Here is a 26920-nt window from a genome sequence, read left to right as displayed (position 1 = left end):
GTGCCCGCAGCAGCACGTGAGCCCCGCCCCACCCTCGCCGTCTTCAAGCTGGCCTCCTGTGACGGCTGTCAGCTCACCCTGCTGGACTGCGAGGACGAGCTGCTGGAACTGGCCGGACGCATCGAGATCCGGCACTTCCTGGAGGCGTCCAGCGCCGTCGGGTCCGGACCGTACGACCTGGCGCTCGTGGAAGGCTCGGTCACGACGGCCGAGGACGAGCGGCGCGTCCACGAGATCAGGGCTGCCGCGCGTCATCTGGTGACCATCGGCGCGTGCGCGACCGCCGGCGGCATCCAGGCCCTGCGGAACTTCGCGGACGTCGCCGAATACCGGGCGACCGTGTATGCCCGCCCCGAATACATCGCCACGCTCGCCACTTCCACTCCCGTGTCTGCCCACGTCCCTGTCGACTTCGAACTGCGGGGCTGTCCCATCGACCGTGGTCAGCTGCTGGAGGTCATCACCGCTTTCCTGGTGGGCCGCAAGCCCGACATCCCCGATCACAGCGTCTGCTTCGCCTGCAAGCGACGCGGCACCGTGTGCGTCACCGTGGCCCACGGCACGCCGTGCCTGGGTCCTGTCACCCACGCCGGCTGCGGGGCGATCTGCCCCGCCTACGGCCGTGGCTGCTACGGCTGTTTCGGCCCCTCGGCCTCCCCGAACCTGCCCGCTCTGATCCCGTTGCTGCGCCGGGACGGCATGGACGAGCCGACCCTCCATCGGGCGCTGCGCACCTACAACGCCACCGCCTTCGCCGAGCTGGAGGCGCGTTCAGGAGAGGGGCGGCCGTCATGACGCACCGGGGCTCACGGGTGCTGCGGGTCGGGGCGCTCAGCCGGGTGGAAGGTGAGGGCGCCCTGCATCTGCGGCTGCATGACGGCCGGGTGGCCCAGACGGAGTTGCGGATCTACGAGCCGCCGCGGTTCTTCGAGGCGTTCCTGCGCGGTCGTGCGTATACCGAGCCGCCCGACATCACCTCACGAGTCTGCGGCATCTGCCCGGTGGCGTACCAGCTCAGTGCGTGCCGTGCCATCGAGGACGCCTGCGGTGTGGAGGTGGGCGGACAGCTGGGCGCGCTGCGGCGGCTGCTGTACTGCGGCGAATGGATCGAGAGCCAGATCCTGCACATCCACCTCCTTCATGCCCCCGACTTCCTGGGGTACGCGAGCGCCGTCGACATGGCGCGCACCCGGCGCGCCGATGTGGAGCGGGGGCTGCGCATCAAGCAGGCGGGCAACGCGATCCTGGAGCTGCTCGGCGGGCGGGCCGTCCACCCGGTCAACGTCCGTCTCGGCGGCTTCCACCGCGTCCCCCACCGGGCCGAGCTGCGCCCACTGCGCGAACAGCTTGCCCGAGCGCGGGACGATGCTTGGGAGACGGTTCGCTGGGTGGCCGGCTTCGACTTCCCCGACGCGAGCGCGGACCACGCGCTGCTGGCGCTGATCGAGCCGGGGCGCTACGCCATCGAAGGCGGCATTCCGGCGGTCATGGCCGCGCCGCACACGCACGGCCTGACCGGCGATACCGACCGGCCGCTCCCGCTCCGCCAGTTCCCGGTGCACGCCTTCACCGAGGAGGTCACCGAGCGGCAGGTGCCGTACTCCACCGCACTGCAGGCGACACTCGGCGGCGAGCGCTACCTCACCGGCTCGCTCGCCCGCTACGCCCTCAGCGGGCGATGGCTCTCCCCCGTGGCCCGGCAGGCAGCACACGAGGCCGGTCTCGGTGATCCGCTGTCCGGGACGGCGTGCCGCAATCCGTTCCGCAGCATCGTCGTCCGGGCGGTGGAGGCCCTGTACGCGATCGACGAAGCGTTGCGCATCATCGATGCGTACCGGCCGCCGCCCCACCCCCACCTGGAGGTGCTCCCCCGCGCGGACACCGGCCATGGCGCGACCGAGGCACCGCGCGGCCTGCTGTACCACCGCTACGCCGTGGACGCGGACGGCACCGTGACCGACGCCCTCCTGATTCCGCCCACCGCACAGAACCAGGGAGCCATCGAGGAGGACCTGCGGTGCCTCGTCCAGCGCCGGCTCGACGACGAGGGCGGTCCGGTGACCGATGCCGAACTCACTGCCCTGTGCGAGCGGGGCATCCGCAACCACGACCCGTGCATCTCCTGCTCGGCCCACTTCCTCGACCTGACCGTCGACCGCTCCTGAGGAGTCCCCATGCCTGACGTCTCGCCCGCTCCGCAGTCCCCGCACACCGTCGACGACGTGATGACCCGCACGGTCATCGCGTTGGGTCGCGAGGCGCCGTTCAAGGAGATCGTCAAGACGATGGAGCAGTGGAAGATCAGTGCGCTGCCCGTCCTGGAGGGCGAGAGCCGGGTCGTCGGCGTCGTCTCCGAGGCCGACCTGCTGCCCAAGGAACAGTTCCGTGACCACACCCCCTCCCGGATCGAACAGGCCCGGGAGCTGGAGGCCCTGGTGAAGTCCGGCGGCATGACGGCCGGTGAACTCATGACCGCGCCGGCCATCACCGTGCACGCCGACGCCACGATCGCCCAAGCCGCTCGCACCATGGCCGTCTACAAAATCAAGCGGCTGCCGGTCATCGACTCCGAAGGGCGTCTGGAAGGTGTGGTCAGCCGGAGCGACCTGCTGAAGGTGTTCCTCCGGGAAGACGCCGACATCGCCGAGGAGGTCCGCCGGGAAATCGTCGGGCCGCTGTTCCGTGCTCACGGGCAGGAGGTCGCCATCGAGGTGACCGACGGCGTGGTCACCGTCCGCGGTGAGATCAAGGACTGTTCCCTGGTGCCGGTGGCAGCCCGGCTGATCCGCAGTGTGGAAGGCGTGGTCGACGCCGACATGCGGCTGACCGGTATCCGCCACCACGCACCGTCCTGAAACGCACAGTCCCGCCGGAGGCGGCTGGTGAAGTACCTCGACGAATACCGGGACCCGGCGCTCGCCCGGCGACTGCTGGACAGACTGACCGCTGTGGCGACCCGCCCCTGGCGGATCATGGAAGTCTGCGGCGGCCAGACCCATACACTTGTCCGCCAGGGCATCGACGAACTGCTGCCCGCCGGGATACGGATGATCCACGGCCCCGGCTGCCCGGTCTGCGTCACCCCGCTGGAGACCTTGGACCGGGCCATGGCCATCGCCGCCCGCCCGGACGTCACGTTCACCAGCTTCGGTGACATGCTGCGGGTCCCGGGCACGCACACCGACCTGCTGTCCCTGCGTGCCCGGGGAGCGGACGTACGCGTCGTCTACTCGCCCATGGAAGCGGTACGTCTGGCCGCCGCCCGCCCGGAGCGGCAGGTGGTCTTCCTCGCCGTCGGCTTCGAAACCACAGCGCCGGCCAACGCCATGGCCGTGCTTCAAGCAGCGCGGCTGAGGCTGCGCAACTTCTCCGTCCTGGTCAGCCACGTTCTGGTGCCACCGGCGATGACCACGCTGCTGGCGGACCCCGACTGCGAGGTGCAGGCCTTCCTCGCCGCCGGACACGTCTGCGCGGTGATGGGCTGGCGGGAGTACGAGCCGATCTGCGCACGGTACGGCGTACCGATCGTCGTCACCGGATTCGAACCGCTCGATCTGCTGGAGGGCATCCTCATGGCGGTCCGGCAGCTCGAATCCGGGCGAGCGGAGGTGGAGAACCAGTACGCACGCGCCGTGCGCCGCCAGGGAAACCCGGACGCACGCTCGGTCGTCACCCTGGTCTTCCGCGTCACCGACCGCAGCTGGCGCGGCATCGGGCCACTTCCCCGCAGCGGCCTGGAACTCGCTGAGGAATACGCGGAGTTCGACGCGGCCCGCCGCTTCGACGTGGGCCGCCTGCACGCCACCGAACATGCCGAGTGCATCGCCGGCGCCATCCTCACCGGCGCCCGGCTCCCCACGGACTGCGCGGCCTACGGAACGCGCTGCACCCCGCGCACACCGCTCGGCGCCCCCATGGTCTCCGCCGAGGGCACCTGCGCCGCGTTCCACGCCGCCGGACGAGCACCCACTCCGAGGAGCGCCTCATGACCCTCGACTGTCCTGCTCCGCACCACGAGGACGAGCGGGTGCTGCTCGGCCACGGAGCCGGCGGGCGCCTCAGCGCCGAGCTGCTGGATGCTGTGCTGTTGCCCGCGCTCGGGGCGCCGGATACCCCGCTGGAAGATGCCGCTGTGCTCCCCGGTCATCCCGAACTCGTCGTCAGCACCGACAGTTTCGTGGTCAGCCCGTTGTTCTTCCCCGGCGGTGACATCGGCTCCCTGGCCGTTCACGGGACCGTGAACGATCTGGCCATGCGGGGTGGCATGCCGGTGGCCCTGACCCTTTCCCTCGTTCTGGAGGAGGGACTCCCTTTCAGCGAGCTGCGTACGGTGATGGAGTCCGTCGGCAAGGCGGCGAGCGGGGCGGACGTACCCGTCGTCACCGGAGACACCAAGGTCGTCGAGCGGGGCGCCGTCGACCGGATGTTTCTCACCACTACGGGGATCGGCCGCCGTCTCCCCTTCATGCGGCCCACCGCCACCGGCGCCCGGCCCGGCGACGCGGTCCTGCTCACCGGTTCCATCGGCCTGCACGGCACCGCGGTGCTCTCCACCCGAGAGGGCCTCGGCTTCGAGGCGGACATCGCCTCCGACTCGCGCCCACTGCACCGCCTCGTGCGGGCTCTCGCCCCGCTCGCCGGACACGTGCACGCCCTGCGCGACCCTACACGCGGGGGGCTGGCCGCCACGCTCAACGAGATCGCCCGCGACTCCGGGGTCGGCACGGAGATCGACGAGGCCCGTCTGCCGGTGCCCGTGCCGGTCGCGGCAGCCTGCGACCTGCTCGGGCTCGATCCTCTGCACGTGGCCAACGAAGGCTGCTTCGTTGCGTACATCGACGCCTCCGCAGCCGACGCTGCGCTGGCAGCACTGCGCTCGCTGCCCGAAGGCCGCGATGCCACCCGGGTCGGTGAGGTCGTGCCGGACGATGCAGGCCGTGTGGTGCTGCGTACGCTGGTCGGCGCCCGCCGCGTCATCGACATGCCGCTGGGGGAACAGTTGCCCCGCATCTGCTGACCGGGCGGACCGGCAGGGCCGTCCGGCAGCGCGCAGGGCTGACCGGCCCATGGCTGTCCCTCCCCCCGTCAGCGCACGCTTGAGTCGACTGTCCGGGAGGTGAGTGACGTGATGTACGGGTACGGCACCGGGATGCAGGGCTGGGGATTCATTGCCATGGCGGTCGCGCAGTTGATCTTCTGGGGCCTGCTGCTCATCGGGGTAGCGCTTCTTGTCCGCTACCTCGTTCGCAGCCACCGTGACGCAGGCACACCGTCCGCCCATCAGACGCCGCAACAGGTTCTGGCGGAACGCCTTGCACGCGGCGATATCGACGAGGAGGAGTACCAGCGCCGTCTCACGGCCTTACGGGGCAGCTGAACCCATGCGTGTGAGGATCCGGCAGGCACAGGACCACTGGTCAGTGCGGCCGCAACTTGCTGAGAACGAGGACGGGAGCCGACAGCATGAACGCCAGTCCGGCATCACCCGACGCCCCTCCCATCCGGGTCTTCCTGCTGGATGACCACGAACTCGTCCGCCGCGGACTACAGGACCTGCTCAGCTCGGAGCCGGACCTGACTGTCGTCGGCGAAGCGGCCGACGTGCGCGAGGCACTCGCCCGGGCCCCCGGCCTGCGGCCGGACGTTGCGGTACTCGATGTCCGGCTGGGGACCACGGCGGAGGGCGCGGATCAGGAAGGCATCGGCGTCTGCCGCGACCTGCGCGCCGCCCTCCCTGATCTCGCCTGCCTGATGCTGACGTCGTTCGATGACGACGAAGCGCTCTTCGACGCCATCATGGCCGGGGCCGCGGGCTATGTGCTCAAGCAGATCCGCGGGTCGGATCTGGTGACGGCCATACGTACCGTCGCGGCAGGCAAGTCGATGCTGGACCCCGGTGCGACCGCGCGTGTGCTGGCCCGTGTCCGCAGCCCCGTCGACCGCGGCACAACCGGTCCGCCGGAACTCGCCCGTCTCTCCCCGCGTGAGCGGGAAATGCTGGATCTGATCGGCGAGGGTCTCACCAACCGGCAGATCGCCGAGCGGCTTCACCTTGCCGAAAGGGCCGTCAAGAACCTGATCTCCGCCATCCTCACCAAGCTCAGGGTCGGCAGGCGCATACAGGCCGCAGTCATCTCCGAACGCGTACGGGAACAAGGAGCGCCGCCGAAGGAAAGCGGCAGGGCTGCTGAGCACGGGACACACGGGCGGAGTGGTGCCGGCGTCCCCCGAACCCATCGGCACCGCCCCTCCCCCGTGCGCCGGGACCTACCTTCGTGACAACGGAACACGCCAGACCAGGCGGGTTCCGCCCCCTTCCGGCGCTTCCAGGTGCAGGCTTCCGCCGCCCAGTTCAGCCCGGGACCGGAGGTTGGCGCCCCCTCCCTCCGCCCGGCGTGGCCGGAGGCCGGCCCCACCCCGTCGTCCGTGACACTGAGGACGGCCTCGTCGCCCTGACGACGTCGAGGATCCGGCGCCGCAGACCGGCAGCCTCCCTCGGGTCCGCGGAGGTGCGCAGGCCGAAGATGGTGGATCTGATGATTTTGATCGTCTCGTCGAGGTCATCGACCGCTCGTGCAACGCGCGCCGCGGCTTCCGGCCGATCGATCAGCCGCCCGGCGCTCTGCAGCGTCATCCCCGTCGCAAAGAGGCGTTGTATGGCCAGGTCGTGGAGGTCCTGCCCGATCCGGTCGCGTTCCCGCAGGGCGTTCATCTGCTCCGGCTCCCGGCGGCCACGGTCCAGTTCCAGAGCGAGGGCGGCTTGCTCGGCGAATCCGGAAATCAGCCGTACGTCGCTGTCCGAGAACGGTTCCCGGTCCGCCGTGCGGCAAAGCCTGAGGGAGCCGCGCGTCTGTGCATCGCTCCGCAGCGGAACGGCGACGGCCGGGCCGGTGGCCGAGGTGTGGATCCGCGCCGCGTACGCCCGTGGATCAGTGGCAAGGTCAGTGGTGACGGCCGGTTCACCGGTGCAGGCAGCCAGGCCTGCGAGCGAGCCGTCGCTCGGCACCACCGATCCCACGAGTTGGTCCGCGCCCACGCCTTGTGCGACTGCCGCTGTCAGCTCGCCGGTGACAGTGTCCGGCAGGAACACTGCGGCCGACTCCGCATCGGCCGGTTCGCCACTGCACCGCGCGATCAGGTCGAGCACCTCGCTGGTCCCGGCTCCGGACAGCAGCGTCCGGGTGATCTCGCCCAGCGCTTCGAGCCACTGCTCCCGCCGCTGACTCTCGTCGTAGAGCCGCGCGTTGTCTATCGCCACGCCGGCGGCGACCGCCAGCATGGAAAGCATGGCTTGGTCCTCCGCGTCGAACCGTGCACCACCACGCTTCTCCATGAGGTAGAGATTGCCGAAGACTTCGTCACGGACGCGTATCGGCACCCCGAGGAAGGTCCGCATCGGCGGGTGGTGCTCAGGGAATCCGTAGCTGCTGGGATGGGTGGTGAGATCCGTCAGCCGCAAGGGCTTCGGGCGGCGGATCAGCTCGCCGACGATGCCGTGCCCGGAGGGCAACGGGCCTATTTTCTCTGCTGGTTCCCCGTCGATTCCGACAGGCAGGAAGCGGGAGAGCCGCTGGCCTTCGCCGATCACGCCCAGAGCACCGTACTCGGCATCGGCAAGCACCACAGCGGCCTCGACGATGTGCTGCAGCACCTGCTCAAGATCAAGGTCACCGCCAATGTTCAGAACCGCGTCGAGCAGGCTGTGCATACGGTCATGGGTGGCGCGGGCGGCAGCGAGCCGGGCCTGCAGCTCGTCCAGGAGTCCGTCCAGGCGAACCAACGGCAGTTTCCCCTGCCGCTGTGGGCCCATCGGCCGCTGTTTGTCCGTTGAGTGCGGCATAGGGCGAGCCTCCCCGCTCCCCCGTGCACGATCCGCTTCCGGCAGACCAACCCGGAGGCCGCTGTTCGCCTTCCTCTCCGTGCTCGCCGGTTCTGCTGACGGAGCGGCGGCCCGTGAGCGCTCAGCTTTCCGGAACGACCGCGACCGGACACTGCGCATGGTGCAACACCGTGTGGCTGACCAGGCCGAGTTGCAGACCGATATGTCCACGCCGTCGATGCGCGCCCACCACTACCAGGTCGGCGGCGTGCGACGCTGCCACCAGCACGGTACCCGGTGCTCCCTCGACCGCCCGGCGTTCCACGGCCACCTGCGGGAAGGCGGCGACCGGCTTGTTCAGCACCTCATCGAGCAACTTTTCCGCACGGCGCTCGTGTTCCGCGTGGTATTCGCCGTGCGCACCGCACTGTTCGGGTACTTCGGTCCCGGCGCAGCGCCATGCATGGACGGCCTCGACGGCGCAGTTGCGGAGGGCGGCCCCTTCGAGGGCGAACGTCACCGCGGCCGTGTCCGCCGCGCGCTCGCCGATCCCCAGGACCACCTTGCATTCACCACCGCGGATGTTCTCCGTACGGCCGCGCACCACGATCACGGGGCAGTGGGCACGGGACGCCACGCCCAGCCCCACCGAGCCGAGCAGCAACGACGTCAGCCGGCCTCGACCACGGTGCCCGACCACCACTGCCTTCGCCCGCAGTCCCTCGGCCAGCAGGGCCTCCACCGGCTCGTCCGGAGCGAGGTAGGTGGTGACGTCCAGCTCCGGCACGCGTCGAGAGGCTCGCTCGCCCGCCACACCGACGATCGTCTCTTCCATGACGCGTTCGGAGGAGCGCTCGGTCGACCATTCGGGGAGATGTCCCTCGTACCTCTCCCAGCGCGAGGCGTACACGATGCGCAGGGGGATGCCGTACCGCGCGGCCGCGTCGGCTGCCCAGTCCACCGCGTCCAGGCTGGCGTTCGAACCATCGGCCCCCACCACAAGCGGATGTTCCATGAAGCTGCCCCTTCTCGTCACCGCGGCTTCGGCAATGAGCCCCGGAATCTACGGCCAGCATCAGGGCTGCCGTTCGGCTCCGGGCAGGGGCCGGACCGGCTCCGGCCCAGGGCCTTTCGGCCCCGGGCGCGGCGCGTCGGCCGGGCTTCATGCTGTGGACAGCCACAGCGGAGGGATGGGTGCCCTATGGACGAGCCGGAGCCAGGAGCTCGAAGGAGGAACGGCGGGGTCGGCCGACCGGTCCGGGCCTCGGGGCCGGCCCGCGACGCGGCAGGGCGGCACGGAGTGCGGATCGTGGTACGCGGAACGGTGCAAGGGGTGGGCTTCCGCCCCTTCGTCCACCGGACGGCGACCCGTCTGGGACTGGACGGCACAGTACGCAACGTCAACGGGCACGTGGTGATCGTCGCTGCCGGGGCACCGCTGTCCTTGTCCAGGCTCGTCACGGCGCTGCGCACGCAGGCTCCTCCGGCGGCAACGGTCGGCAGTGTCGAGGTCGACCGCACGCCGGACGACACGCCACCCGGTACGGGCTTCACTATCAGTCCCAGCGCTGCCGGCCCGAGGCAGAGCGGCATCCGCGAGATTCCACCGGACACCGCCACCTGCGACGCCTGCCTCAGGGAACTGTTCGACCCCGGCAACCGGCGCTTCCGCCACCCCTTCATCAACTGTACGGACTGCGGCCCGCGCGCCACCGTCATCGAAGCGCTGCCGTACGACCGGGCCCGCACCACCATGGGGGCCTTCGGCCTCTGCGCGGCGTGCACGGGGGAGTACGAGGACCCGTCCGACCGGCGTCACCATGCCGAGCCCCTCGCCTGCCCGCGCTGCGGACCCCGGCTCATCTGGGACTCGCTGCGGGACGAGTCCGCTCTCCGTGCAGCTGAGGGGCTGGTATCGGTCGGCGGCATCGTTGCGCTGAAGGGCCTCGGCGGATACCAGCTCCTGTGTGATGCGACCCGGCCCGGGACGGTCGATGAGCTGCGCCGACGTAAGCACCGCCCGGACAAGCCGCTCGCGGTCATGGTCTCCGGCCTTGCCGCGGCACGACGACTGGCTCATGTCGGCCGGGCCGCGGCCCGCGAACTGAGCGCGCCGCACCGGCCGGTGGTACTTCTCCCCGCCCGCACCGGAAGTCCCGTACCGGGCACGGCGGTCCATCCGGGCACCGGGCGCATCGGTATCTTCCTGCCCACCAGCGGCCTGCATCACCTCCTTCTGCGGGACCTGGCGCGCCCGCTCATCGTCACCAGCGGCAATGTCTCCGGGGAGCCCCTCACCATCGATGACGTCGACGCACGCGAGCGGCTTGCCGGGATCGCCGACGGCTTCCTCACCCACGACCGGGGCATCCGCTCGCGATACGACGACTCGGTTGTTCAAGTGGTGGACAACACCCGTATGACGCTGCGCCGGGCCCGCGGCCTGGCTCCCACACCGCTGCCCCTGCCGCAGCCCGCGCCGGCTCCCCTGATAGCCGTCGGAGCCCAGTCCAAGCACACGTTCACACTGGCGGACGACCGGCAAGCCGTGCTCGGACCGCACACGGGCGACCTGCACGACGCCAACACGCTGGAGGCGTTCGAGCGCGCCTACGCGGACCTCACCCGGCTCACCGGCGTCGCTCCTCGGACAGTGGCCCACGACCTCCACCCGCGGTACCTGTCCACACAGTGGGCGACGCGATTTCCCGCCCAGCGCCGCATACCTGTACAGCATCACCACGCCCACATCGCCGCTTGCGCCGCCGAGCACCGCCTACGCGGTCCCTTCCTCGGCGTGGCCTACGACGGACTCGGCCTCGGCGACGACGGCACTCTCTGGGGCGGTGAGGTGCTGCTCGCCGACTACGCACGCTTCCGCCGGGTCGGCCGCTTCGCCACCGCTCCGCTGCCCGGCGGGGAGTCGGCAGTACGCCACCCCGACCGCATGGCCCTGGGCTACCTCTACGGCGCCGAGCCCCTCGGCGCGCTCCCGCCATCGCCGGAAGCGACTGCGGCCTTCACCGACCGGTTCGACGGCCACACGCACGCCACCCTTCGCACCATGGTGCGCCGCGGCATCAACTCCCCCAGGGCCTCCAGCGCGGGCCGTCTCTTCGACGCGGCCGCGGCACTGCTCGGGGTGTGCGACGAAGTGACGTACGAGGGGCAGGCAGCGATAGCCCTGGAAGCCGCGGCGGGACGGCTCAGCGCGCCCGCGCTGCCCTGGCGGCTGGTACGGGTGGGCGACCTGTGGGTCTATGACCCGACGCCGACCCTCACGTCGCTGTGCGTGTCCGCCGGGCCGCAGTACACCGGCCGGCTCGCCGCCGCCTTCCACACCACGATCGCCGAGGTGACCGCGGCACTCGTCGAGAGGGCCATCAGCGCGGGGGCGCCGAGGACGGTGTGCCTGGGTGGCGGCTGCTTCGCCAACCGCCGCCTGGTCACCGACGTACGCCGGCTGCTGCAGGCGCTGGACGTGCGGGTCCACGTCGGCAGCGCCGTGCCGCCCGGGGACGGCGGGATCAGTTACGGGCAGGCAGCCGTTGCCGCCGCCCTGCTGCAGAAGGGAACGTGAACGGTCATGTGCCTCGGTATACCCGGCCGTGTCCTGTCGGTTCACGACGATGCCGGACTGCGGATGGCGACGGTGGACTTCGGTGGTGTGCGCCGTGAGGTGTGCCTGGAGTACACCCCCGGCGCGTCCGTCGACGAGTACGTCATCGTGCATGTCGGCTTCGCCATCGCCACCGTGGACGAGCAAGAGGCGCAGCGCACGCTCGACGTGCTGCGGGCGATGGGTGATGCCGTGGCGGGCGAACTGGGCGAACCACTGCCCACCGAAGACCATGCACGCATGCGGATGAGCAGCAGCACCGCTCTCCCCGGCCCGGGGCCGACGGGGCGTCCGGAGGAGGGCCGTTCAGCCCCGCAGCGGCCCCGCTCGGCCCCTCATGCCGGACGGGGCACGGTCCGACGATGACCTCAGGACTTCAGCCCACGTCGGCGAAAGGGCAGCGATGGCCATGCACGCCGGAGAACCGGATGCGGTGCACGCGCTTCTGACGGACGGCACGACCGCGTCCATCAGGACCGTCCGCCCGGACGACCGCGAGCGCGTTCTGGAGATGTACCGGCGGATGTCCCCGGACAATCTGCGCCGGCGCTTCTTCGCCGCGAGCAGGCGCAGCGCCGAACAGGCCGCGGAGCGCATCTGCACACTCGGCAGCCCCACCGATCAGGCACTGCTCGCTCTCGTCGGTGACAAGGTCATCGGGGTGGCGGAGTACCACCGCATCGACTCCCCCGACCGGCCGCAGCTCGCGGAGATCGGTCTCACGGTCGCCGACGACTGGCATGGTCACGGCGTCGGCACACTGCTCCTGGAACACCTGGCGCACGCCGCACGCACCGCCGGTGTCACCGCGTTCACGGCGGAGTCCCTCGCCGACAACCACCTGATGCTCAAGGTCGTCGCGGATCTGGGGCTGCGCACCACCCGGCGCTTCGAGCAGGGCGAGGTGTACAGCACCATCGAGCTGCAGGAGGACGAGCAGTACCTCATGGCGGTCGACACGCGGGGGCGTACCGCCGATGTGGCCAGCCTGCGGCCCCTGCTGCGGCCCCGGTCCGTCGCCGTCATCGGAGCCGGCCGCAAGGAGACATCGGTGGGCCGCGCCGTTCTCACCAACCTCCTCCACAGCGGCTTCAACGGTGCGCTGTACGCGGTCAATCCGCATGCCGCGTCCATCGCCGACGTGCCGTCCTTCCCGAGCGTCGCCCTGCTGCCGGAGGTGCCCGAACTGGCGGTGCTCGCCGTGCCCGCTCCTGCGTTGCCGAATGTGGCGGAGCAATGCGGTGCGCGCGGTGTGCGGGCCCTCGTGGTGATCGGTGCCGGACTGCGGAACGATGAGGCGGCCGGGTTGCTGACGGCCTGCCGACGGCACGGCATGCGACTGGTCGGCCCCAATTGCCTCGGCCTGGCGAACACCGATCCCGCGGCACACCTGAACGCGACGTTCGCCGCCACCGCACCACGTCCCGGCACGGCCGGGGTCGCCGTCCAGTCCGGCGGAGTGGGCATCGCGCTGCTCGGCGCGCTGTCCCGGCTGGGCATCGGCGTCTCCAGCTTCGTCTCGCTCGGCGACAAGTACGACGTCAGCGGCAATGACCTGTTGCAGTGGTGGGAGTGTGACGGCCGGACCGACCTGGCGGTGCTGCATCTGGAGTCCTTCGGCAACCCGCGCGCCTTCTCCCGTACCGCACGGCGACTGGCTCGGCGGATGCCCGTGCTCACCGTCGACGCGGGCCGTTCCGAGGCCGGCAGGCGGGCCGCTGCTTCCCACACCGCAGCGTTGGCCACTCCGACGATGACCCGCCGTGCGCTGTTCCGGCAGGCCGGCATCATTCCCACCCATGGGCTGGGCGAACTCGTCGAGTCCGCGGCACTCCTGCACTCCCAGCCGCTGCCGTCGGGGCCTCGTGTGGCGATCGTGAGCAACGCCGGCGGAGCCGCCGTACTGGCCGCGGACGCCTGCGCCGACGCCGGCCTCACCGTCCCGGAGCTGCCGGCGCCCCTGGCGGCGGAACTCGCCGCCGTGCTGCCGGCCGGAGCCGGGGTGGCCAACCCCGTGGACACCACACCGGCTGTCACCGCCGACGCCTTCTCGCAGTGTGTGGAGCGGCTGGCGCGGCACGGCGCGGTGGATGCGGTGCTGGCCGTACTGGTGCCCACCGCGATCGGTCCAGCGACCGGCGAGGCCGTCGTACGCGCCCTTGCCGAGCCGAACCGCCCGAGGCCCCGCCCGGTCACCGCGGTCCTGCTCGACCAGGCCGCACCCGTCCGCCTCCTGCCGGGAACCGGAGGCCGGTCGGTACCCACGTACGCCGAGTCGTCCGATGCCGCACGGGCACTCGCCCACGCCGTCCAGTACAGCCGATGGCGCGCGGAACCGCTCGGCTCGGTGCCCGCACTCGACCGCATCGACACTCCGACCGCCACCCTGCTCGTGGCGGACTTCCTCCAGCACTCGCCCGAGGGCGGCTGGGCCGACCCCCGGCTGTGCGGCGCCCTGCTCGACGCGTACGGAATACCGCAGCAGCCCTGGGCGTGGGCCAACAGCCCGGACGCCGCGGCCACCGCCGCGGAACGCCTGGGCCTGCCCGCGGCGCTCAAGGCCCACTGGCCCGGCATCGTGCACAAGAGCGAGGTGGGCGCCGTCCGCCTGGACCTCAACAGCCCGAACGCCGTACGCATCGCCTACCGGTCCTTCGCCCAGCAATTCGATGAGCTGATGACGGGAGCCGTGGTACAGCCCATGGCCCAGCGAGGCATCGAGCTGGTCGCCGGCGTCGCGCAGGACGATGTCTTCGGCCCGCTGGTCCTCTTCGGACTCGGCGGCACCGCGACCGAAGTGCTGGCAGACCACGCCGCACGGCTCGCCCCGCTCACCGACCAGGACGTGCACGCGCTGATCACCGCACCGCGCTGCGCGCCACTGCTCTTCGGACAGGACGGCGCCGGCCCGGTCGACCTGGAAGGTCTGGAGCAGCTGCTGCACCGCCTCTCCCGCATGGCCTGCGATCTGCCGCAGCTGGCCGAGGCCGACCTCAACCCGGTGCTCGCACGCGCCGGCGCCCCCGTCACCGCCCTGGACGTACGCATCCGCCTGGTGCCGCGCACCGCACACGATCCGTACCTGCGTCGCCTACGGGCACGCTGACCCGGCACCGCCGGGCCTCAACCGACCACCGCTCGGACAAGAGCAGGAGGGAGCCATGACCAAGCCCACCGTCACAGTCGGCCCACGACAGTCCCTCGGCGACGTCATCGACCACCTCGGCTACCAGGAGGACGGCTCCCGCCTCCGACCGAGCGAACAAGCCCTGCACGGCAGCACCGAGGAGTGGCTGCGCCGGATCTGATTCGCACAAACGCTCCGGGCAGCGCTCCCACTGACGACCGGAGGAACGCCATGGCCCAGCCGTTCCGCATCACAGTGATCGGTGTCGGCAACACCTTCCGGCACGACGACGGCATCGGACCGGCCGTGGTCCAGCGCCTGCGCGAACGGGCGCTCAGCCGCCCGCTGCCGCCGTCGGTCCGGCTCGCGGACTGCGACGGTGACCCGGGCCGGCTCATCGCGCTCTGGGACGGCATGGAGCTGGCCGTGGTCATTGACGCCGCCCACGCCGAACCCGTACATCCGGGCCGCGTGCACCGCGTCAGCCTCACGGCCTCTCCTCCGACCACACCACCCACCAGTTCTCATGGTCTGGGGCTGGGCGAAGCTCTACAACTCTCCGAGGCACTGGGCAGGCTGCCCGGCCGTCTCCTCGTCCTCGCCGTCGAAGGCGCGGACCGTTCGCTCGGTACGGGCCTCACCACGGCGGTGGCCGAGACCGTCGAACCCCTCGCGAATGCCGTGGAGACGGAGATCTCCCGACACCGCGACGCCACCGCACGCGGGGTGCCCAGCTCCGACGAAAGCACTCAGGAGGTGTGAGCCATGAGCACGTACCAGCAGGAGCACAACACGTACGCCAACGGCCGGGAACCGGCAAGCATCTCGCCCGCCCTCCAACGCCCCTCCCGGCTGTTCCAGTGCCGGGCCCTGTTACTCGGCATCGACGGGCTGGTGACCGACACCGCACGCCTGCACGCCGACGCCTGGAAACGCACCCTGGACGGCTTCCTGCGGGACCGCGGACACGTACACCGCCTGTCCGTCCGGCCGTTCGCCCCCGAGGCCGACTTCCGCCGCTTCTTCCAGGGGCGGGCCAGGCTCGACGGCCTCCGGGCTTTCCTCACCGACCGAGGCATCTACGACCCCGGCCGTCCCGACGCCCCGTCCATACTCCGGACGCTGGCGGACGACGAGGACCGGTTCTTCGACGAGCAGTTGCGCAGATGCGGCGTACCGGTGTGGCCGGACAGCCTCCATCTCGTGGCTTCGATGCACGCCCATGCCATCCCGGTCGCCGCGGTCTCGGCCTCCCGGCACGGCCGTCGCCTCCTGGAGTCAGCCGGTCTGACCAGCCGGTTCGACGCCATCGTCGACGGCTGCGACCGCGCCCGGCTCCGAGTGCCGGCCGGCCCGGACCCGGCCCTGCTGGCCGAAGGCACCCGACAACTGCGAACAGTGCCCGAGCACAGCGCCGTCGTCGTCGCGGCTCCCGCCTGGATCACCGCGGCCCACCGGGGTGGCTTCGCGCTCACCTTCGGAGTGGACCGGGAGGGCCGCACAGAAAACGCCGTCGAACTGTACCAACGCGGAGCGGCCCACGTGGCCCGAAGCCTGGCCGAACTCGCCCCGCACGCGTGATCCCCGACCACATCAGCTCAGGCGCCATGATCCGAGGAGGTCCGTATGTCCCAGCCGCCGCAAGCGCCGCATGGCCGGGTGGTCGTCGGATTCGACGGCTCGGCCAACGCCGAGCGGGCTCTGGACCGCGCGGCCGACGAGGCCCGGCTCCGTGGCACGGCCCTGGAGATCCTGGCCGGCTGGCCTTGGCCCAAACGCCCACTGCCCGATTACGGGGTTCAGGACGACGAGGGCAAGCTGCTCTACAGCAGTGCACGCCGCATGATGGACGGTGCCGTGGAACGCGCGCGATCACGCGCGCCGAACACCACAATGTTCCCCTCACTGACCACGGAATCCGCAGCCGGGGCACTACTGCGCTGCGGTCGCACCGCCTCACTGACCGTCGTCGGTACGCGCGGACACGGCGGCTTCGCCGGACTGCTGCTCGGCTCGGTCAGCCTGCGCGTCGCGGCGCACTGCATCAGCCCGCTGATGGTGGTGCGCGGTGACCTCGACCGCATCCGCGGCACCGTCGTCCTCGGCCTGGCATCGGACGCGGACTCCGACATAAAGGTCCTGCGTTTCGCCTTCGACGAGGCAGCCCGCCGCGAAGCTGAGCTACGGGTCCTGCACGCCTGGCAATTCCCGGCGCCCCACGGCGGACAGGCCCGACCCTCACAGCTGGGCTGGGACGATGTCACCGGGCTGCGCAAGGCCGCAGAAGCTGTACCCCAATATGCCGTCGCCGGCCTGACACAGGAGTATCCCGACGTCCGGGCATCCACACTGGCCGTCTGCCAGAGCCCGGCCCAAGCGATCGTCGAGTACAGCCGGGAGGCCGACGTCGTCATCCTGGCGGCCCACCGCCGGCCACGCCACTTCGGTCTCCAACTGGGCCCGGTCACCCACGCGGCCCTCCACCACGCCCACTGCCCGGTGGTGCTGGTACCCACGGGCTGAATCGCACCAGGAAGGCGAACGGTCACCGGGCCCGCGCAGGTCCGCACGCACGGTAACGACCGTCGCGCAGTCGCACGCGTAGCCCCCTCCCACCGCTACGCAGCAACGGGCAACGCATGACATCGTGTGGGCGGCCTGCGCGCCACAGGTACTACCCCGCGCTCTGGTGCCCTACCGCGCGGAGCCACCCTGCTGATGAGGGGAGAGTGTGGCCGCATGGTCCGGCACAAGGGTCTGCAGCTCCTTGGGCGGACGCTTGTATCCGGTGGGCTCCGGCCGCGGGGGCAGGGGTGGCAGTGGGGACTCGATCGACCGATAGGGAACGACCGAGAGCAGGTGGGCGATCATGTTGACGCGCGCCGCGCGCTTGTCGTCGCTCTCCACCACGTACCAGGGCGCCTCAGGGATGTTCGTGTGCACGAACATCTCGTCCTTCGCCCGGGAATATGCCTCCCAGCGGGTGAAGGACTCCATGTCCATCCGGGAGATCTTCCAACGCCGGACCGGGTCCTCCAGCCGCCTACGGAAGCGCCTTTCCTGCTCGGCGTCGCTCACGGAGAACCAGTACTTGTGCAGACGCATTCCGTCCTCGACGAGCATCCGCTCGAGCAAGGGGCACTGGCGCAGAAATCGTTGGTGTTCCTGCGGCGTGCAGAAGTCCATGACCCGTTCCACACCGGCCCGGTTGTACCAGCTGCGGTCGAACAGCACGATTTCTCCCGCCGCTGGCAACTGCTCGACATAGCGCTGGAAGTACCACTGGGTGCGCTGACGCTCGGTCGGCACCGGCAGGGCGACCACACGCGTGAAGCGCGGGTTGAGGTGCTCGGTGACGCGTTTGATCGTGCCTCCCTTGCCGGCTGCGTCGCGGCCCTCGAAGATCACGACGAGCCGCTCCCCCTCGGCCCGCACCCACTCCTGCAACTCGACCAGGGCGGCCTGGAGACGGTAGAGCTCCTTCTCATAGACGGAGCGGGGCAGACGGCCACGCTTGTCAGCAGCACAAGCGCGGCCATGGCCCTTCTTCTGTGCCTTGGCGGTCACGGCACTCATCTCCCTCCGCAGCCCAAGGTGTCTCCAGCATGACCCTCCCGGGCACGCGTGCCCCCTCCGAGACCACATGACTACCGAATCGGGCTGATCGGCCTCGGGGCGGGCTTTTGTCCCGTGTCCACCGTTCGACCTGGAGCACGCCACACACACCGTGACCGAGACGTGGCCATGGGCACGAGGGCCGTGTGGAGCGGAGCAGCTGACGGTCACGGCCTGCGGTCAGCGTCGAGCGCAAGGGCGCCGGCGGCCCGAGAGGGGTGCCGAGCAGGCGAGGATCGGCGTAGGGCACCCAGCCTGTGGCGCACGGATGGTAGCGGGGAGGGCCGAGGCAGACCCGCTTGGTGATCACCCAGCAAGTCTCGGAGCCGGTGTTCGGGCGGGTGGCGTGCAAGTGATCACCGGCGAACAGCAGCACATCGCCCGTGCCGAGTTCCACCTCGACGGGCTCGCCGACCCGCCGGCGGGGAACGAGCCGTACGCCGTCGTGCCGTACGACGAGGAGCTCGACGTCGCCTGACCGGGGGCCAAGTTCATCCTGGCCGTACGCGACGCAAGCAGCTGGCTCCCGCTGGGTCACACGGCCTGCTCGGGCGGCCGCGCGGAGCGCGGGGCAATGTCAGGTGAGCAGCCCGCACCGTTGGACCGGCACCGTCCTGTCCGCTACGTCGTGCCGGCCGCCTACTTGGTGCATCGGGCCGCCTCCGGGGCCGGCGAGTCCGCCGTCCCGGAGGGGCTCGCTGCTCGGGCTGGTCAGACGATGGTCAGGTCGATCGCGACCGATCCGTCGTCCGTGGTCCATGTGTAGGTGCCGTTGCCGGTGAACGGCTTCGCATCGCGGGCCAGGATGTCGTCGTAGAGGGGGTCGTCCTCGTCCACGAAGGCTTCGACGGAGGCGATGTCCGCCGCGGTGACGGGCAGGTCGATGGCGTTGGAGAAGCGGTGGACCGTGGGGATGACCCGGTGGTATTCCTGCGTCCACAGCCGGAAGGAGACACCGTCCTTGGTCGTGAGCCAGACCTTCCCGTAGGGCTCGGGCTCCTCGCCGTCATCGGGGTTGGTGAAGGTGATCGTGTAGGTGGCCCGTGCCGCTGGTGCGGTGACGACCGGGGCCTGGGCGCCGGCGAAGTCGGTGCCGCCGAGGCCGGGCCAGTTCTCCCCGATGTCCCGCGCCCTGCCGCCCTGGTTTTTGTCGAAGTCGTACTTGAGGTACTTGTCTCCCTTGAAGAAGTACACCGAGCGGTGCTGGACGGCTCCGAACATTTCCTTGACCGTCCAGAAGACGGCGTCCTCCAGGCCGCTGTCGAAGCCGGCCTCCTTGAGGCCGGGCCAGTTCCCGGCAATGCTCTTCGGGCCGGCGATCAGTGTGTGCTTCCGGCCGTCGTACGTGACGTACTTGTCACCCTTGAAGAAGTAGACCTCGAAGGTGTAGGGGCCCGTCACGAAGGGCGGCCTGTCGGTCCACACGACCGCGTCGATGTCCCGGTCGAAGCCGACCGCCGCGAGCTCGGGCCACGCCTCGGCGATGGAAACCGGACCGCGGATCACCTCGTCCTTGGCCGGGTAGTACTTGACGCACTGGTCGCCCTTGAATAAGTGGATGTAGCGGGTGTCGACATCGAATTCGATCCACTCGACGGCCGCGTCGATGTCCCGCTCGAACGTGGTGCCCGCCAGGCCGGGCCAGCCGACCGGGATGCTGCCGGTCGCGGTGACCGTCTTGTTGGCCGGCATGTCGAACTTGGCGTAGGCATCGCCCCGGAACAGGTAGGCGTGGTCCTTCCACGTCACGGCTGCCTGGATCACAGGATTCTCCTCGTACTCGGGGAAACGGACGCGCAAGTGCTGTCCGAGGCCGCCCGGCACCAAACCCGGCTTGCCCGAAAGTGGCTGACCCCACCGAGATCCGGAACGCGCCGACAGTCACTCGGGCCCCGCACGCCAGACGCGGCCCTCTCCTCTCTCCATAACGCCGTTCCCCCACCGCACCGCTAAGCGGAAGCGGTCCATCACACTCGGCATCGCGGAAGAATGGCCAAAGTACGCCCGCCTCATGCCGGAGGCCGGCAGGCGCGGCCTGGCCGCTACGGACACCTGGCTCGCCTCTCGTGACAAGGCTCGGAAGCGCTGGCTCGGTCTGTACTTCCCCACATCAGCGGGAGCCTTGACCCGGTGCACAATGGGCTTTGTTGTCGTGGCTGTCGATGAGAGGTGTCAGTTGAGTAGGTTGCTGGACTCCTGCGAGGCGAAGGTGTCGGCGAGCTATCGGCTGCTCGGGCTGCACGACACGACCATGGCGGCCGAAACGTTCGATGACGATGCGGACAGAACGAAGTGGCTGCTTCCCGGGCCGGGCCTGGTGTATCTCCAGACTCCGCCGGAGGTGGGCACGGTGGCGATACGCCTGGAGTCGTGGACCACCGCACCGGCGCCGCCGCCCGGCCCGTGGGCGGGGCAGGAAGAAGTCGAGGTGGAACTTCCCGAAGGCGAGCTCCAACTGCAAGCCCTGGACGCCGGGCCGTGGGAGATTCCGGTGGTGCTGCCGTCGCCGGGCACGTACCGGATGCGGTGGCAGTGGGTGTTCAATCCGGACATCGGCCGTGCCTTCACTTCCCCTCTGAAGAACTGCTTCGACGTGCTCGACAACCCCGGCAGCCACGAGGCCGATCTGGACGGACAGCACCAGTTTTGTCTGGTGCAGATCTGGCGGACCGCCACCCCCTAAAACCTCAGCGAAGGCGCCGCGGCGGCGACGGCCGAGGAGTACGAGGAGTACGCGGCCGCGGTGCGCGAGTGCGGCCGGCGGACGCATCCCGCGGTCCCCCGCTGATGGGCGTCACGCGCCGCTGACGGGCGTCACGCGCCGGTGCCGGGCGGCGCGCGGATGTCTCGCCGCTTGCCGCCCGGCACCGGGCCGAGGTGTGTTGTTGTTCGGGAACTTCCGGGGTCAGGCGAGGCCGAGGCGGCCGCGTACCCAGTCGTGGAATTCGCCGATGTGGTGTTCGCTCGGCACCAGGACGCCCCCCTTGGCGTACAGGCGGGAGCTCATCGCCGGCTGGCAGCGCTCGCAGGCGTCGAAGTCCTGCCGGTTGACCCGGTCGAAGAGTTCGACGGAGCGGCTGACGTCCTTGCCCGACTCCACGACGTGCGGCAGGTACAGCCAGTCGCACTCCACGATCGTGCGGTCGGCCGCCACCGGGTACATCCGGTGGAAGATCACGTGGTCGGGCACCAGGTTGATGAACACCTGCGGCCGCACCGTGATCGCGTAGTACCGGCGGTCCTGGTCCTCGGAGACCCCCGGAATGCGGTCCAGACCCTCCGAGCCGTCGACGGTGAACCCCTGGACGTCCTCCCCGAACTCCGCGCCGTGGCCCACGTAGTACTGCGCCGCGAAGCCGTCGGCGAACTCCGGCAGCACCTCGGTCAGCTCCGGGTGGATCGTCGCGCAGTGGTAGCACTCCATGAAGTTCTCAATGATCAGCTTCCAGTTCGCCCGGACGTCGTAGACGATCCGCTTGCCCAGCTCCAGGTTCTCGATGCCGTACGCGCTGATCGACTCGGTGTCGCCCAGGCGCGCCACCACGTCCTGGACCACCGACTCCTCGAACGAGGGCGGGTTCTCGGCCAGGCACACCCAGACATAGCCCAGCCACTCGCGCACCGCGACGTGCGCCAGACCGAACTCGGTGCGGCCGATGTCCGGCATCTTCGTCAGGTTCGGGGCCGCGACGAGCTTGCCGTTCAGGTCGTAGGTCCAGGCGTGGTACGGGCATTGGAAAGCGCGCTTCACCTCGCCCGACTCCTGCGTGCACAGCTTCGCGCCACGGTGCCGGCACACGTTGAAGAAGGCGCGGACGGAGTGGTCCCGGGAGCGGGTCAGCAGGATGCTCTCACGCCCGACGTCCACGGTCCTGAACGCACCCGGCTTGGCCAGGTCCGCGGAGCGGGCCGCGCAGAACCACATCGACTCAAAGATGTGTTCCTGTTCCAGGCGGAAGATCTCCGGGTCCGTGTAGTCATCACCGGGGAGAGTCGCGATCAGGCTCTCCGGCAGTCCGGTCGTAGTCATGGTTCACCTCGAAGAGAAGTGCCGTGAAGAGGGAAGGGGAAGGGGGGAGGGGAAAGTAAAGGCAGAAAGGCGGACGCGGTGGAGCGCCGGTCCCGGTCAGGTCCCGGCGGCGCGTTCTGCCGCCTCGACGACGTTGGCGAGCAGCATCGCCCGCGTCATGGGGCCGACGCCGCCGGGCATCGGGGCGACCCACCCGGCGACCTTGGCGACGTCCGGATGCACGTCGCCGAGCAGGCCCTCGTCGGTGCGGGTGATGCCGACGTCGAGGACGGCGGCGCCGGGCCGGACCATGTCCGGGGTGATCAGGCCGGGCGAGCCGGCCGCCGCGACGACGATGTCCGCCTCGCGGACGTGCCAGGGCAGGCCCTTGGTGCCGGTGTGGCAGAGCGTCACCGTGGCGTTCTCCGACCTGCGGGTGAGCAGCAGGCCGATGGGCCGGCCGACCGTGACACCGCGGCCGATCACGCAGACCCGGGCGCCGGCGAGCGGCACGTCGTGGCGGCGCAGCAGTTCGACGATGCCGCGCGGGGTGCAGGGCAGCGGCGACTCGACGCCGAGGACCAGTCTGCCCAGGCTGACCGGGTGCAGGCCGTCGGCGTCCTTCGCCGGGTCCATCCGCTCCAGTACGGCGTTGGCGTCGAGCCCGCGCGGCAGGGGGAGCTGGACGATGTAGCCGGTGCACGCCGGATCGGCGTTGAGTTCGTCGATGACTGCCTCGACCTGGTCCTGCGTGGCGTCGGCCGGCAGTTCGCGGCGGATGGAGGCGATGCCGACCTGTGCGCAGTCGCGGTGTTTGCCGCCCACGTACGCGTGGCTGCCGGGGTCGTCACCGACCAGTACCGTGCCGAGGCCGGGTACGATGCCCCGCTCGGCCAACACCGCTACTCGCTCGGTGAGTTCGGCGCGGATGGCGGCCGCGGTGCGGCGGCCGTCAAGGATGTTTGCGCTCATGTTCCTCCCCTTTCCGGGTGGGCTGGCCTAGCCTCGGAGACGCTGCATCTTCGGGTCGAACAGTGGCTCTTCGGTGACGACCGCCGGGACGGACCGGTCGAAGTAGCCGATGTGCAGGGTGCGGCCCGGCGTGGCCGGTTCCGCGGGCAGCCAGGCGTAGGCGATGCCCTTGCCGATCGTGTATCCGTACGCGGCGCTGGTGACGTAGCCGACGGCGCGGTCCCCGTCGTGGACCGGTTCCTTGCCCATGACCACGGCACCGGGGTCGTCGATGGTCAGGCAGGTGAGGCGTCGCCGCACCCGCTCGGCGCGCCGCTGGAGCGCTTCGCGGCCGAGGAAGTCGCCCTTGTCCATGCGGACCGCGAAGCCGACGCCGGCCTCGTACGGGTCGTGCTCGTAGGTCATGTCGGTGCCGAAGGACCGGTACCCCTTCTCCAGCCGCAGGCTGTTGAAGGCGCCCCGGCCGGCCACGATGCCGCCGTATGGCTGCGCCGCCTCCCAGAGCGTGTCCCAGAGCTTCAGGCCCATGTCGGCGGTGGTGTACAGCTCCCAGCCCAACTCGCCGACGTAGGACAGCCGCATCGCGGTGACGGGCACGGAGCCGATGTACGCCTCCTTCGCGCGGAAGAAGCGCAGCCCTGCGTGGGAGAAGTCCTGGTGGGTCAGCGGCTGGAGCACCTCCCGCGCCTTCGGGCCCCACAGGCCGATGCAGCAGGTGCCGGCGGTGATGTCGCGCACCGCCACCGAGCCGTCCGCGGGGAGGTGCCGGGTGAACCAGTCCAGGTCCAGCGCGCCGTTCGCGCCGACCTGGAAGTGCTGCCGGCCCAGCCGTGCGACGGTCACGTCGCTGCGGATGCCGCCGTCCACGTCCAGCAGCAGGGTGTAGGTGACCGAGCCCACCGACTTGTCGATGTTGCCTGTGGTCAGCCACTGGAGGAAGGCCGCGGCACCGCGGCCGGTGACCTCCAGCCGCTGGAGTGCGGTCATGTCGTACAGTGCGACGCCCTCGCGGGTCGCCTGTGCCTCGGCGCCGACGATCGGCGACCAGTGGCGGGCCGCCCAGTCGTTGGGCGTGGGGATCTCCCGCCCCGCCAGCAGGTGCTCGTTGGCCGCGTACCACTGGGGCCGCTCATAGCCCGTCGCTTCGAGGAAGTACGCGCCGAGCTCCTGCTGGCGGGGGTGGAAGGGGCTGGTGCGCAGGGGTCGTGACGCACCAGCCGGCTCCAGGGGGTGGAGGATGTCGTAGACCTCGTCGAAGTTCCGGCAGTCCCGCGCCAGGACGTACTCCGGGGCCAGCTGGTGCGGCTCGAACCGGTTGACGTCGCACTCGTGCAGGTCGAACGACGAGCAGTACCCGTCCACCAGCCATTCGGCGACGGCCCGGCCCACGCCCCCGGAGTGGGTCACCCACACCGCTTCCGCCACCCAGAAGCCCGCCACCCGCGGTGACTCGCCCAGCAGCGGCATCCCGTCGGTGGTGAAGGAGAACAGTCCGTTGATGCCCTCCTCGACCTCGGCGTCCCGCGTCGCCGGGAGCAGCGACTGCGTCTCGGTCCAGGCGGGGGCGAAGTCGTCAGGGGTGAAGCGCAGGACGGACGGCATCTCCTCGGCCTCGTCCACCGGGAGGATGTCGTCGGCCGATACGGGCATCGCGCGGTGGCCGTAGTAGCCGATGCCCAGCCGGTCGAAGCGGTCCCGGTAGTAGAGGTCGGCGTCCTGGTGGCGCAGGATCGGGCGGACGGCCTCCTCGTCCTGCCCCGCCAGGGCCGGTACAGGGCCTGTCCAGGCGAGCTGGTGGGCGAGCGGGGTCAGGGGGAGGTCCATGCCCACCATGCGGGCGACCTTCGGGCCCCAGATGCCGGCACAGCACACCACGATGTCCGCGGCGATCTCGCCGTGGTCGGTGACCACCGCGGCCACCCGGTCGCCACCAACGCCGTCGTCCTCGGTGCGGATGTCCAGGACCTCGTGCCCGCCCAGGAGGCGCACTCCGCGGTCCTCGGCCGCCCTGAGCTGCGCCTCGACCGCCGGTACCGCCTTCGCCAGGCCGTCGGTCGGAATCAGCAGCCCGCCCAGGACCCGGCCGGGGTCGACCAGCGGGTGCAGCCGGACGCACTCCTCGGGGCCGACCAGCCGTGCCTCGACGCCCCACGACGTCACCCAGCCGTGCCGGCGCTGCAGCTCCGCCAGCCGCTCCGGCGACGTGGCGATCTCCAGGCCGCCCACGGGGAGGAAGCACGGCTCCCCGGCCACCTTGAGCGCGGAGAACTTCTCCACGGTGTAGCGGGCCATCTCCGTCAGGGCCTTCGAGGCGTTCGTCTGGAAGACCAGGCCCGGAGCGTGGGACGAGGACCCGCCGGTGACCGGCAGGGGCCCCTGGTCGACCACCGTCACCTCGGTCCAGCCCCGGACGGACAGCTCGTCGGCCAGTGCCGCCCCCACGACACCCGCACCGACGATGACCGCGCGCGGTCCCGTCATCGCCACCACCCTCCCCTCAAGAAGTTGCTTTATGCGCAACGCGCATCGGGTTGCGCAACACACAGTGCAGCCCGCCCGGAGCGCTGTCAAGAGGTGATCCCCGGTACTCCGCGGGTGAGTTGGAGCGGCGTCCACTGGTGTGCGCGGCACCTCAACTCCCAGGTGGGCAAGGTCGGAACGGGGGCTTGACCGCGAGCGGCTGCGTCCGGACCATGTTGCGTATCAAACACGCTGTTGCGTATTGCGCTTCTACTTGGAGGCCCGATGTCCCCTCGACCGCAGCCCGAGCGCGAGTTCGTCCTCACCGTCTCGTGCCCCGACCGCTCCGGCCTCGTCCACGCCGTCACCGGCTTCGTCGTCCAGCACTCCGGGAACATCCAGGAAAGCCAGCAGTTCGACGACCGGCTCCAGGACCGCTTCTTCCTGCGCATGCGCTTCGACATCCCGGATCCGGGCACGTCGCTGGACGATCTGCGCTCCGGCTTCGCCCCCGTGGCCGAGGCGTACCGGATCTCCTGGAACCTCTACGAGGCAGCGACCCCGACCCGGACGCTGATCATGGTGTCCAAGTTCGGCCACTGCCTGAACGACCTGCTCTTCCGGCGCACCACCGGCGCGCTCAACATCGAAGTGCCGGCGATCGTCTCCAACCACCGCGACTTCGAGCCCCTCGCGGAGAGCCACGGGATTCCGTTCCACCACATCCCCGTGACGCGGGAGACGAAGCCCGAGGCGGAGGCGCGGCTGCTGGAGCTCGTCGACGAACTCGACGTCGACCTGGTGGTCCTCGCCCGCTACATGCAGATCCTCTCCAACGACCTCTGCAAGCAGCTCGAAGGCCGGGCGATCAACATCCATCACTCGTTCCTGCCGAGCTTCAAGGGGGCGCGGCCGTATGCCCAGGCGCACGAGCGCGGCGTCAAGCTCGTCGGTGCCACGGCGCACTACGTCACCCCGGACCTCGACGAGGGGCCCATCATCGAGCAGGACGTCGTCCGCGTGGACCACTCGCAGGGCCCCGACAACCTGGTCACCCTCGGCCGCGACGTCGAGGCGCAGGTCCTCGCCCGCGCGGTGAAGTGGCACACCGAGAGCCGCATCATGGTCAACGGCAGCCGCACGGTCGTCCTGCGCTGACCGGCCGCCCCGCCCCGGGAAACCCCGCACGGCGGCGCCGGCCGGCGGGTTCCGGGCGGCCAAAGCCGGCCGGCGCCCCCCGTCATACCCCAGACACATCAAGCCCAAACCCGCGGGCCCCCCACCGGCGGGGCCGCGAAA

Annotated in this window: 23 protein-coding genes and 1 pseudogene; 17 read left to right on the top strand and 7 right to left on the bottom strand. The window is 70.4% G+C overall.

The window, feature by feature from the left end; translation table 11 throughout:
- The 7 genes from ACZ6WH_RS00700 to ACZ6WH_RS00670 all read left to right on the top strand — a co-directional run bounded on the left by ACZ6WH_RS00700 (position 1) and on the right by ACZ6WH_RS00670 (position 6279).
- Positions 1–795: an NADH-quinone oxidoreductase subunit B family protein gene (locus ACZ6WH_RS00700; RefSeq protein WP_469724945.1), complete on the top strand. Its 795-nt coding sequence runs from the start codon at positions 1–3 to the stop codon at positions 793–795.
- The gene (locus ACZ6WH_RS00695) at positions 792–2165 is read left to right on the top strand and encodes a Ni/Fe hydrogenase subunit alpha (protein WP_469724943.1); all 1374 of its coding nucleotides are present in this window, start codon (positions 792–794) and stop codon (positions 2163–2165) included. The genes ACZ6WH_RS00700 and ACZ6WH_RS00695 overlap by 4 nt, the downstream gene beginning before the upstream one ends.
- Positions 2166–2174: 9 nt before the next feature.
- Positions 2175–2855: a CBS domain-containing protein gene (locus tag ACZ6WH_RS00690; RefSeq protein WP_469724942.1), complete on the top strand. Its 681-nt coding sequence runs from the start codon at positions 2175–2177 to the stop codon at positions 2853–2855.
- A gap of 27 nt (positions 2856–2882) precedes the next feature.
- Positions 2883–3989 carry a hydrogenase formation protein HypD gene (gene hypD / locus ACZ6WH_RS00685; protein WP_469724940.1) on the top strand — a complete coding sequence of 369 codons (1107 nt, stop codon included), beginning with the start codon at positions 2883–2885 and terminating at the stop codon, positions 3987–3989.
- Entirely contained in the window at positions 3986–5017 is a 1032-nt protein-coding gene (gene hypE / locus ACZ6WH_RS00680) for a hydrogenase expression/formation protein HypE (RefSeq protein ID WP_469724939.1), read from the top strand. Before hypD ends, hypE begins: the two co-directional genes overlap by 4 nt.
- Before the next feature lie 99 nt (positions 5018–5116).
- Positions 5117–5377, top strand: a complete 261-nt coding sequence (locus ACZ6WH_RS00675) for an SHOCT domain-containing protein (RefSeq protein WP_469724937.1) — start codon at positions 5117–5119, stop codon at positions 5375–5377.
- An 86-nt stretch (positions 5378–5463) separates the two neighbouring features.
- Positions 5464–6279 (top strand): response regulator, encoded by an 816-nt coding sequence (locus tag ACZ6WH_RS00670; RefSeq protein ID WP_469724935.1) that lies wholly within the window; start codon positions 5464–5466, stop codon positions 6277–6279.
- 73 nt (positions 6280–6352) lie between these two features.
- Here the strand turns inward: ACZ6WH_RS00670 and ACZ6WH_RS00665 are convergent, their stop codons facing one another.
- Together ACZ6WH_RS00665 and ACZ6WH_RS00660 are read right to left on the bottom strand one after the other, a co-directional pair.
- Positions 6353–7780 (bottom strand): GAF domain-containing protein, encoded by a 1428-nt coding sequence (locus tag ACZ6WH_RS00665; protein ID WP_469724934.1) that lies wholly within the window; start codon positions 7778–7780, stop codon positions 6353–6355.
- A 181-nt stretch (positions 7781–7961) separates the two neighbouring features.
- Complete coding sequence (locus tag ACZ6WH_RS00660; protein WP_469724933.1) at positions 7962–8834, bottom strand: universal stress protein; 873 nt, start codon at positions 8832–8834, stop codon at positions 7962–7964.
- A 294-nt stretch (positions 8835–9128) separates the two neighbouring features.
- Between ACZ6WH_RS00660 and hypF the strand changes: the two genes are divergently transcribed.
- The 7 genes and pseudogenes from hypF (at position 9129) to ACZ6WH_RS00625 (ending at position 17088) form a co-directional block, all read left to right on the top strand.
- Positions 9129–11399 (top strand): carbamoyltransferase HypF, encoded by a 2271-nt coding sequence (hypF, locus tag ACZ6WH_RS00655; protein ID WP_469724932.1) that lies wholly within the window; start codon positions 9129–9131, stop codon positions 11397–11399.
- Positions 11400–11405: 6 nt separating this feature from the next.
- Positions 11406–11660, top strand: a pseudogene (locus ACZ6WH_RS00650) (HypC/HybG/HupF family hydrogenase formation chaperone); the annotation flags it as partial.
- A gap of 181 nt (positions 11661–11841) precedes the next feature.
- Positions 11842–14544 (top strand): bifunctional acetate--CoA ligase family protein/GNAT family N-acetyltransferase, encoded by a 2703-nt coding sequence (locus ACZ6WH_RS00645; RefSeq protein ID WP_469724930.1) that lies wholly within the window; start codon positions 11842–11844, stop codon positions 14542–14544.
- Between the two features lie 55 nt (positions 14545–14599).
- The gene (locus tag ACZ6WH_RS00640) at positions 14600–14746 is read left to right on the top strand and encodes a hypothetical protein (RefSeq protein WP_469724929.1); all 147 of its coding nucleotides are present in this window, start codon (positions 14600–14602) and stop codon (positions 14744–14746) included.
- Positions 14747–14796: 50 nt separating this feature from the next.
- Positions 14797–15327: a hydrogenase maturation protease gene (locus tag ACZ6WH_RS00635; protein WP_469724928.1), complete on the top strand. Its 531-nt coding sequence runs from the start codon at positions 14797–14799 to the stop codon at positions 15325–15327.
- 3 nt (positions 15328–15330) lie between these two features.
- Positions 15331–16146 (top strand): HAD family hydrolase, encoded by an 816-nt coding sequence (locus ACZ6WH_RS00630; protein WP_469724926.1) that lies wholly within the window; start codon positions 15331–15333, stop codon positions 16144–16146.
- A 45-nt stretch (positions 16147–16191) separates the two neighbouring features.
- Positions 16192–17088 carry a universal stress protein gene (locus ACZ6WH_RS00625; protein WP_469724925.1) on the top strand — a complete coding sequence of 299 codons (897 nt, stop codon included), beginning with the start codon at positions 16192–16194 and terminating at the stop codon, positions 17086–17088.
- 171 nt (positions 17089–17259) lie between these two features.
- On the opposite strand, the gene ppk2 is transcribed toward ACZ6WH_RS00625, so the two are convergent.
- Positions 17260–18132 (bottom strand): polyphosphate kinase 2, encoded by an 873-nt coding sequence (gene ppk2 / locus ACZ6WH_RS00620; protein WP_469724924.1) that lies wholly within the window; start codon positions 18130–18132, stop codon positions 17260–17262.
- A 400-nt stretch (positions 18133–18532) separates the two neighbouring features.
- Here ppk2 and ACZ6WH_RS00615 point away from each other — a divergent pair, with 400 nt between their 5' ends.
- Positions 18533–18658 (top strand): hypothetical protein, encoded by a 126-nt coding sequence (locus ACZ6WH_RS00615; protein ID WP_469724923.1) that lies wholly within the window; start codon positions 18533–18535, stop codon positions 18656–18658.
- A 233-nt stretch (positions 18659–18891) separates the two neighbouring features.
- On the opposite strand, the gene ACZ6WH_RS00610 is transcribed toward ACZ6WH_RS00615, so the two are convergent.
- Positions 18892–19944 carry a hemopexin repeat-containing protein gene (locus ACZ6WH_RS00610; protein ID WP_469724922.1) on the bottom strand — a complete coding sequence of 351 codons (1053 nt, stop codon included), beginning with the start codon at positions 19942–19944 and terminating at the stop codon, positions 18892–18894.
- A 388-nt stretch (positions 19945–20332) separates the two neighbouring features.
- On the opposite strand from ACZ6WH_RS00610, the gene ACZ6WH_RS00605 reads away from it, so the two are divergent.
- The gene (locus ACZ6WH_RS00605; RefSeq protein ID WP_469724920.1) at positions 20333–20863 is read left to right on the top strand and encodes a hypothetical protein; all 531 of its coding nucleotides are present in this window, start codon (positions 20333–20335) and stop codon (positions 20861–20863) included.
- A 222-nt stretch (positions 20864–21085) separates the two neighbouring features.
- On the opposite strand, the gene ACZ6WH_RS00600 is transcribed toward ACZ6WH_RS00605, so the two are convergent.
- From ACZ6WH_RS00600 to ACZ6WH_RS00590, 3 genes are all read right to left on the bottom strand, one after another.
- The gene (locus tag ACZ6WH_RS00600) at positions 21086–22210 is read right to left on the bottom strand and encodes an aromatic ring-hydroxylating oxygenase subunit alpha (protein ID WP_469724919.1); all 1125 of its coding nucleotides are present in this window, start codon (positions 22208–22210) and stop codon (positions 21086–21088) included.
- A gap of 96 nt (positions 22211–22306) precedes the next feature.
- Positions 22307–23161 (bottom strand): bifunctional methylenetetrahydrofolate dehydrogenase/methenyltetrahydrofolate cyclohydrolase, encoded by an 855-nt coding sequence (locus ACZ6WH_RS00595; protein ID WP_469724918.1) that lies wholly within the window; start codon positions 23159–23161, stop codon positions 22307–22309.
- A 27-nt stretch (positions 23162–23188) separates the two neighbouring features.
- Positions 23189–25642, bottom strand: a complete 2454-nt coding sequence (locus ACZ6WH_RS00590) for a GcvT family protein (protein ID WP_469724916.1) — start codon at positions 25640–25642, stop codon at positions 23189–23191.
- Positions 25643–25906: 264 nt separating this feature from the next.
- Between ACZ6WH_RS00590 and purU the strand changes: the two genes are divergently transcribed.
- Positions 25907–26779: a formyltetrahydrofolate deformylase gene (gene purU, locus ACZ6WH_RS00585; RefSeq protein ID WP_432850782.1), complete on the top strand. Its 873-nt coding sequence runs from the start codon at positions 25907–25909 to the stop codon at positions 26777–26779.
- The last annotated feature ends 141 nt before the right edge of the window (positions 26780–26920 follow it).

The sequence above is a fragment of the Streptomyces sp. NPDC050806 genome (genome assembly GCF_055586425.1).
The sequence above is the reverse complement of the archived record's forward strand: the minus strand, read 5'-3'. Positions and strand labels throughout refer to the sequence as shown.

Bases quoted from the DNA above. Each gene is read 5' to 3' on its own strand.
- ACZ6WH_RS00695 (WP_469724943.1), top strand. From the start codon at position 792: ATGACGCACCGGGGCTCACGGGTGCTGCGGGTCGGGGCGCTCAGCCGG.
- ACZ6WH_RS00690 (WP_469724942.1), top strand. From the start codon at position 2,175: ATGCCTGACGTCTCGCCCGCTCCGCAGTCCCCGCACACCGTCGACGAC.
- hypE (WP_469724939.1), top strand. From the start codon at position 3,986: ATGACCCTCGACTGTCCTGCTCCGCACCACGAGGACGAGCGGGTGCTG.
- ACZ6WH_RS00670 (WP_469724935.1), top strand. From the start codon at position 5,464: ATGAACGCCAGTCCGGCATCACCCGACGCCCCTCCCATCCGGGTCTTC.
- ACZ6WH_RS00660 (WP_469724933.1), bottom strand. From the start codon at position 8,834: ATGGAACATCCGCTTGTGGTGGGGGCCGATGGTTCGAACGCCAGCCTG.
- ACZ6WH_RS00645 (WP_469724930.1), top strand. From the start codon at position 11,842: ATGGCCATGCACGCCGGAGAACCGGATGCGGTGCACGCGCTTCTGACG.
- ACZ6WH_RS00640 (WP_469724929.1), top strand. From the start codon at position 14,600: ATGACCAAGCCCACCGTCACAGTCGGCCCACGACAGTCCCTCGGCGAC.
- ACZ6WH_RS00635 (WP_469724928.1), top strand. From the start codon at position 14,797: ATGGCCCAGCCGTTCCGCATCACAGTGATCGGTGTCGGCAACACCTTC.
- ACZ6WH_RS00630 (WP_469724926.1), top strand. From the start codon at position 15,331: ATGAGCACGTACCAGCAGGAGCACAACACGTACGCCAACGGCCGGGAA.
- ACZ6WH_RS00625 (WP_469724925.1), top strand. From the start codon at position 16,192: ATGTCCCAGCCGCCGCAAGCGCCGCATGGCCGGGTGGTCGTCGGATTC.
- ACZ6WH_RS00600 (WP_469724919.1), bottom strand. From the start codon at position 22,210: ATGACTACGACCGGACTGCCGGAGAGCCTGATCGCGACTCTCCCCGGT.
- ACZ6WH_RS00595 (WP_469724918.1), bottom strand. From the start codon at position 23,161: ATGAGCGCAAACATCCTTGACGGCCGCCGCACCGCGGCCGCCATCCGC.
- ACZ6WH_RS00590 (WP_469724916.1), bottom strand. From the start codon at position 25,642: ATGACGGGACCGCGCGCGGTCATCGTCGGTGCGGGTGTCGTGGGGGCG.
- purU (WP_432850782.1), top strand. From the start codon at position 25,907: ATGTCCCCTCGACCGCAGCCCGAGCGCGAGTTCGTCCTCACCGTCTCG.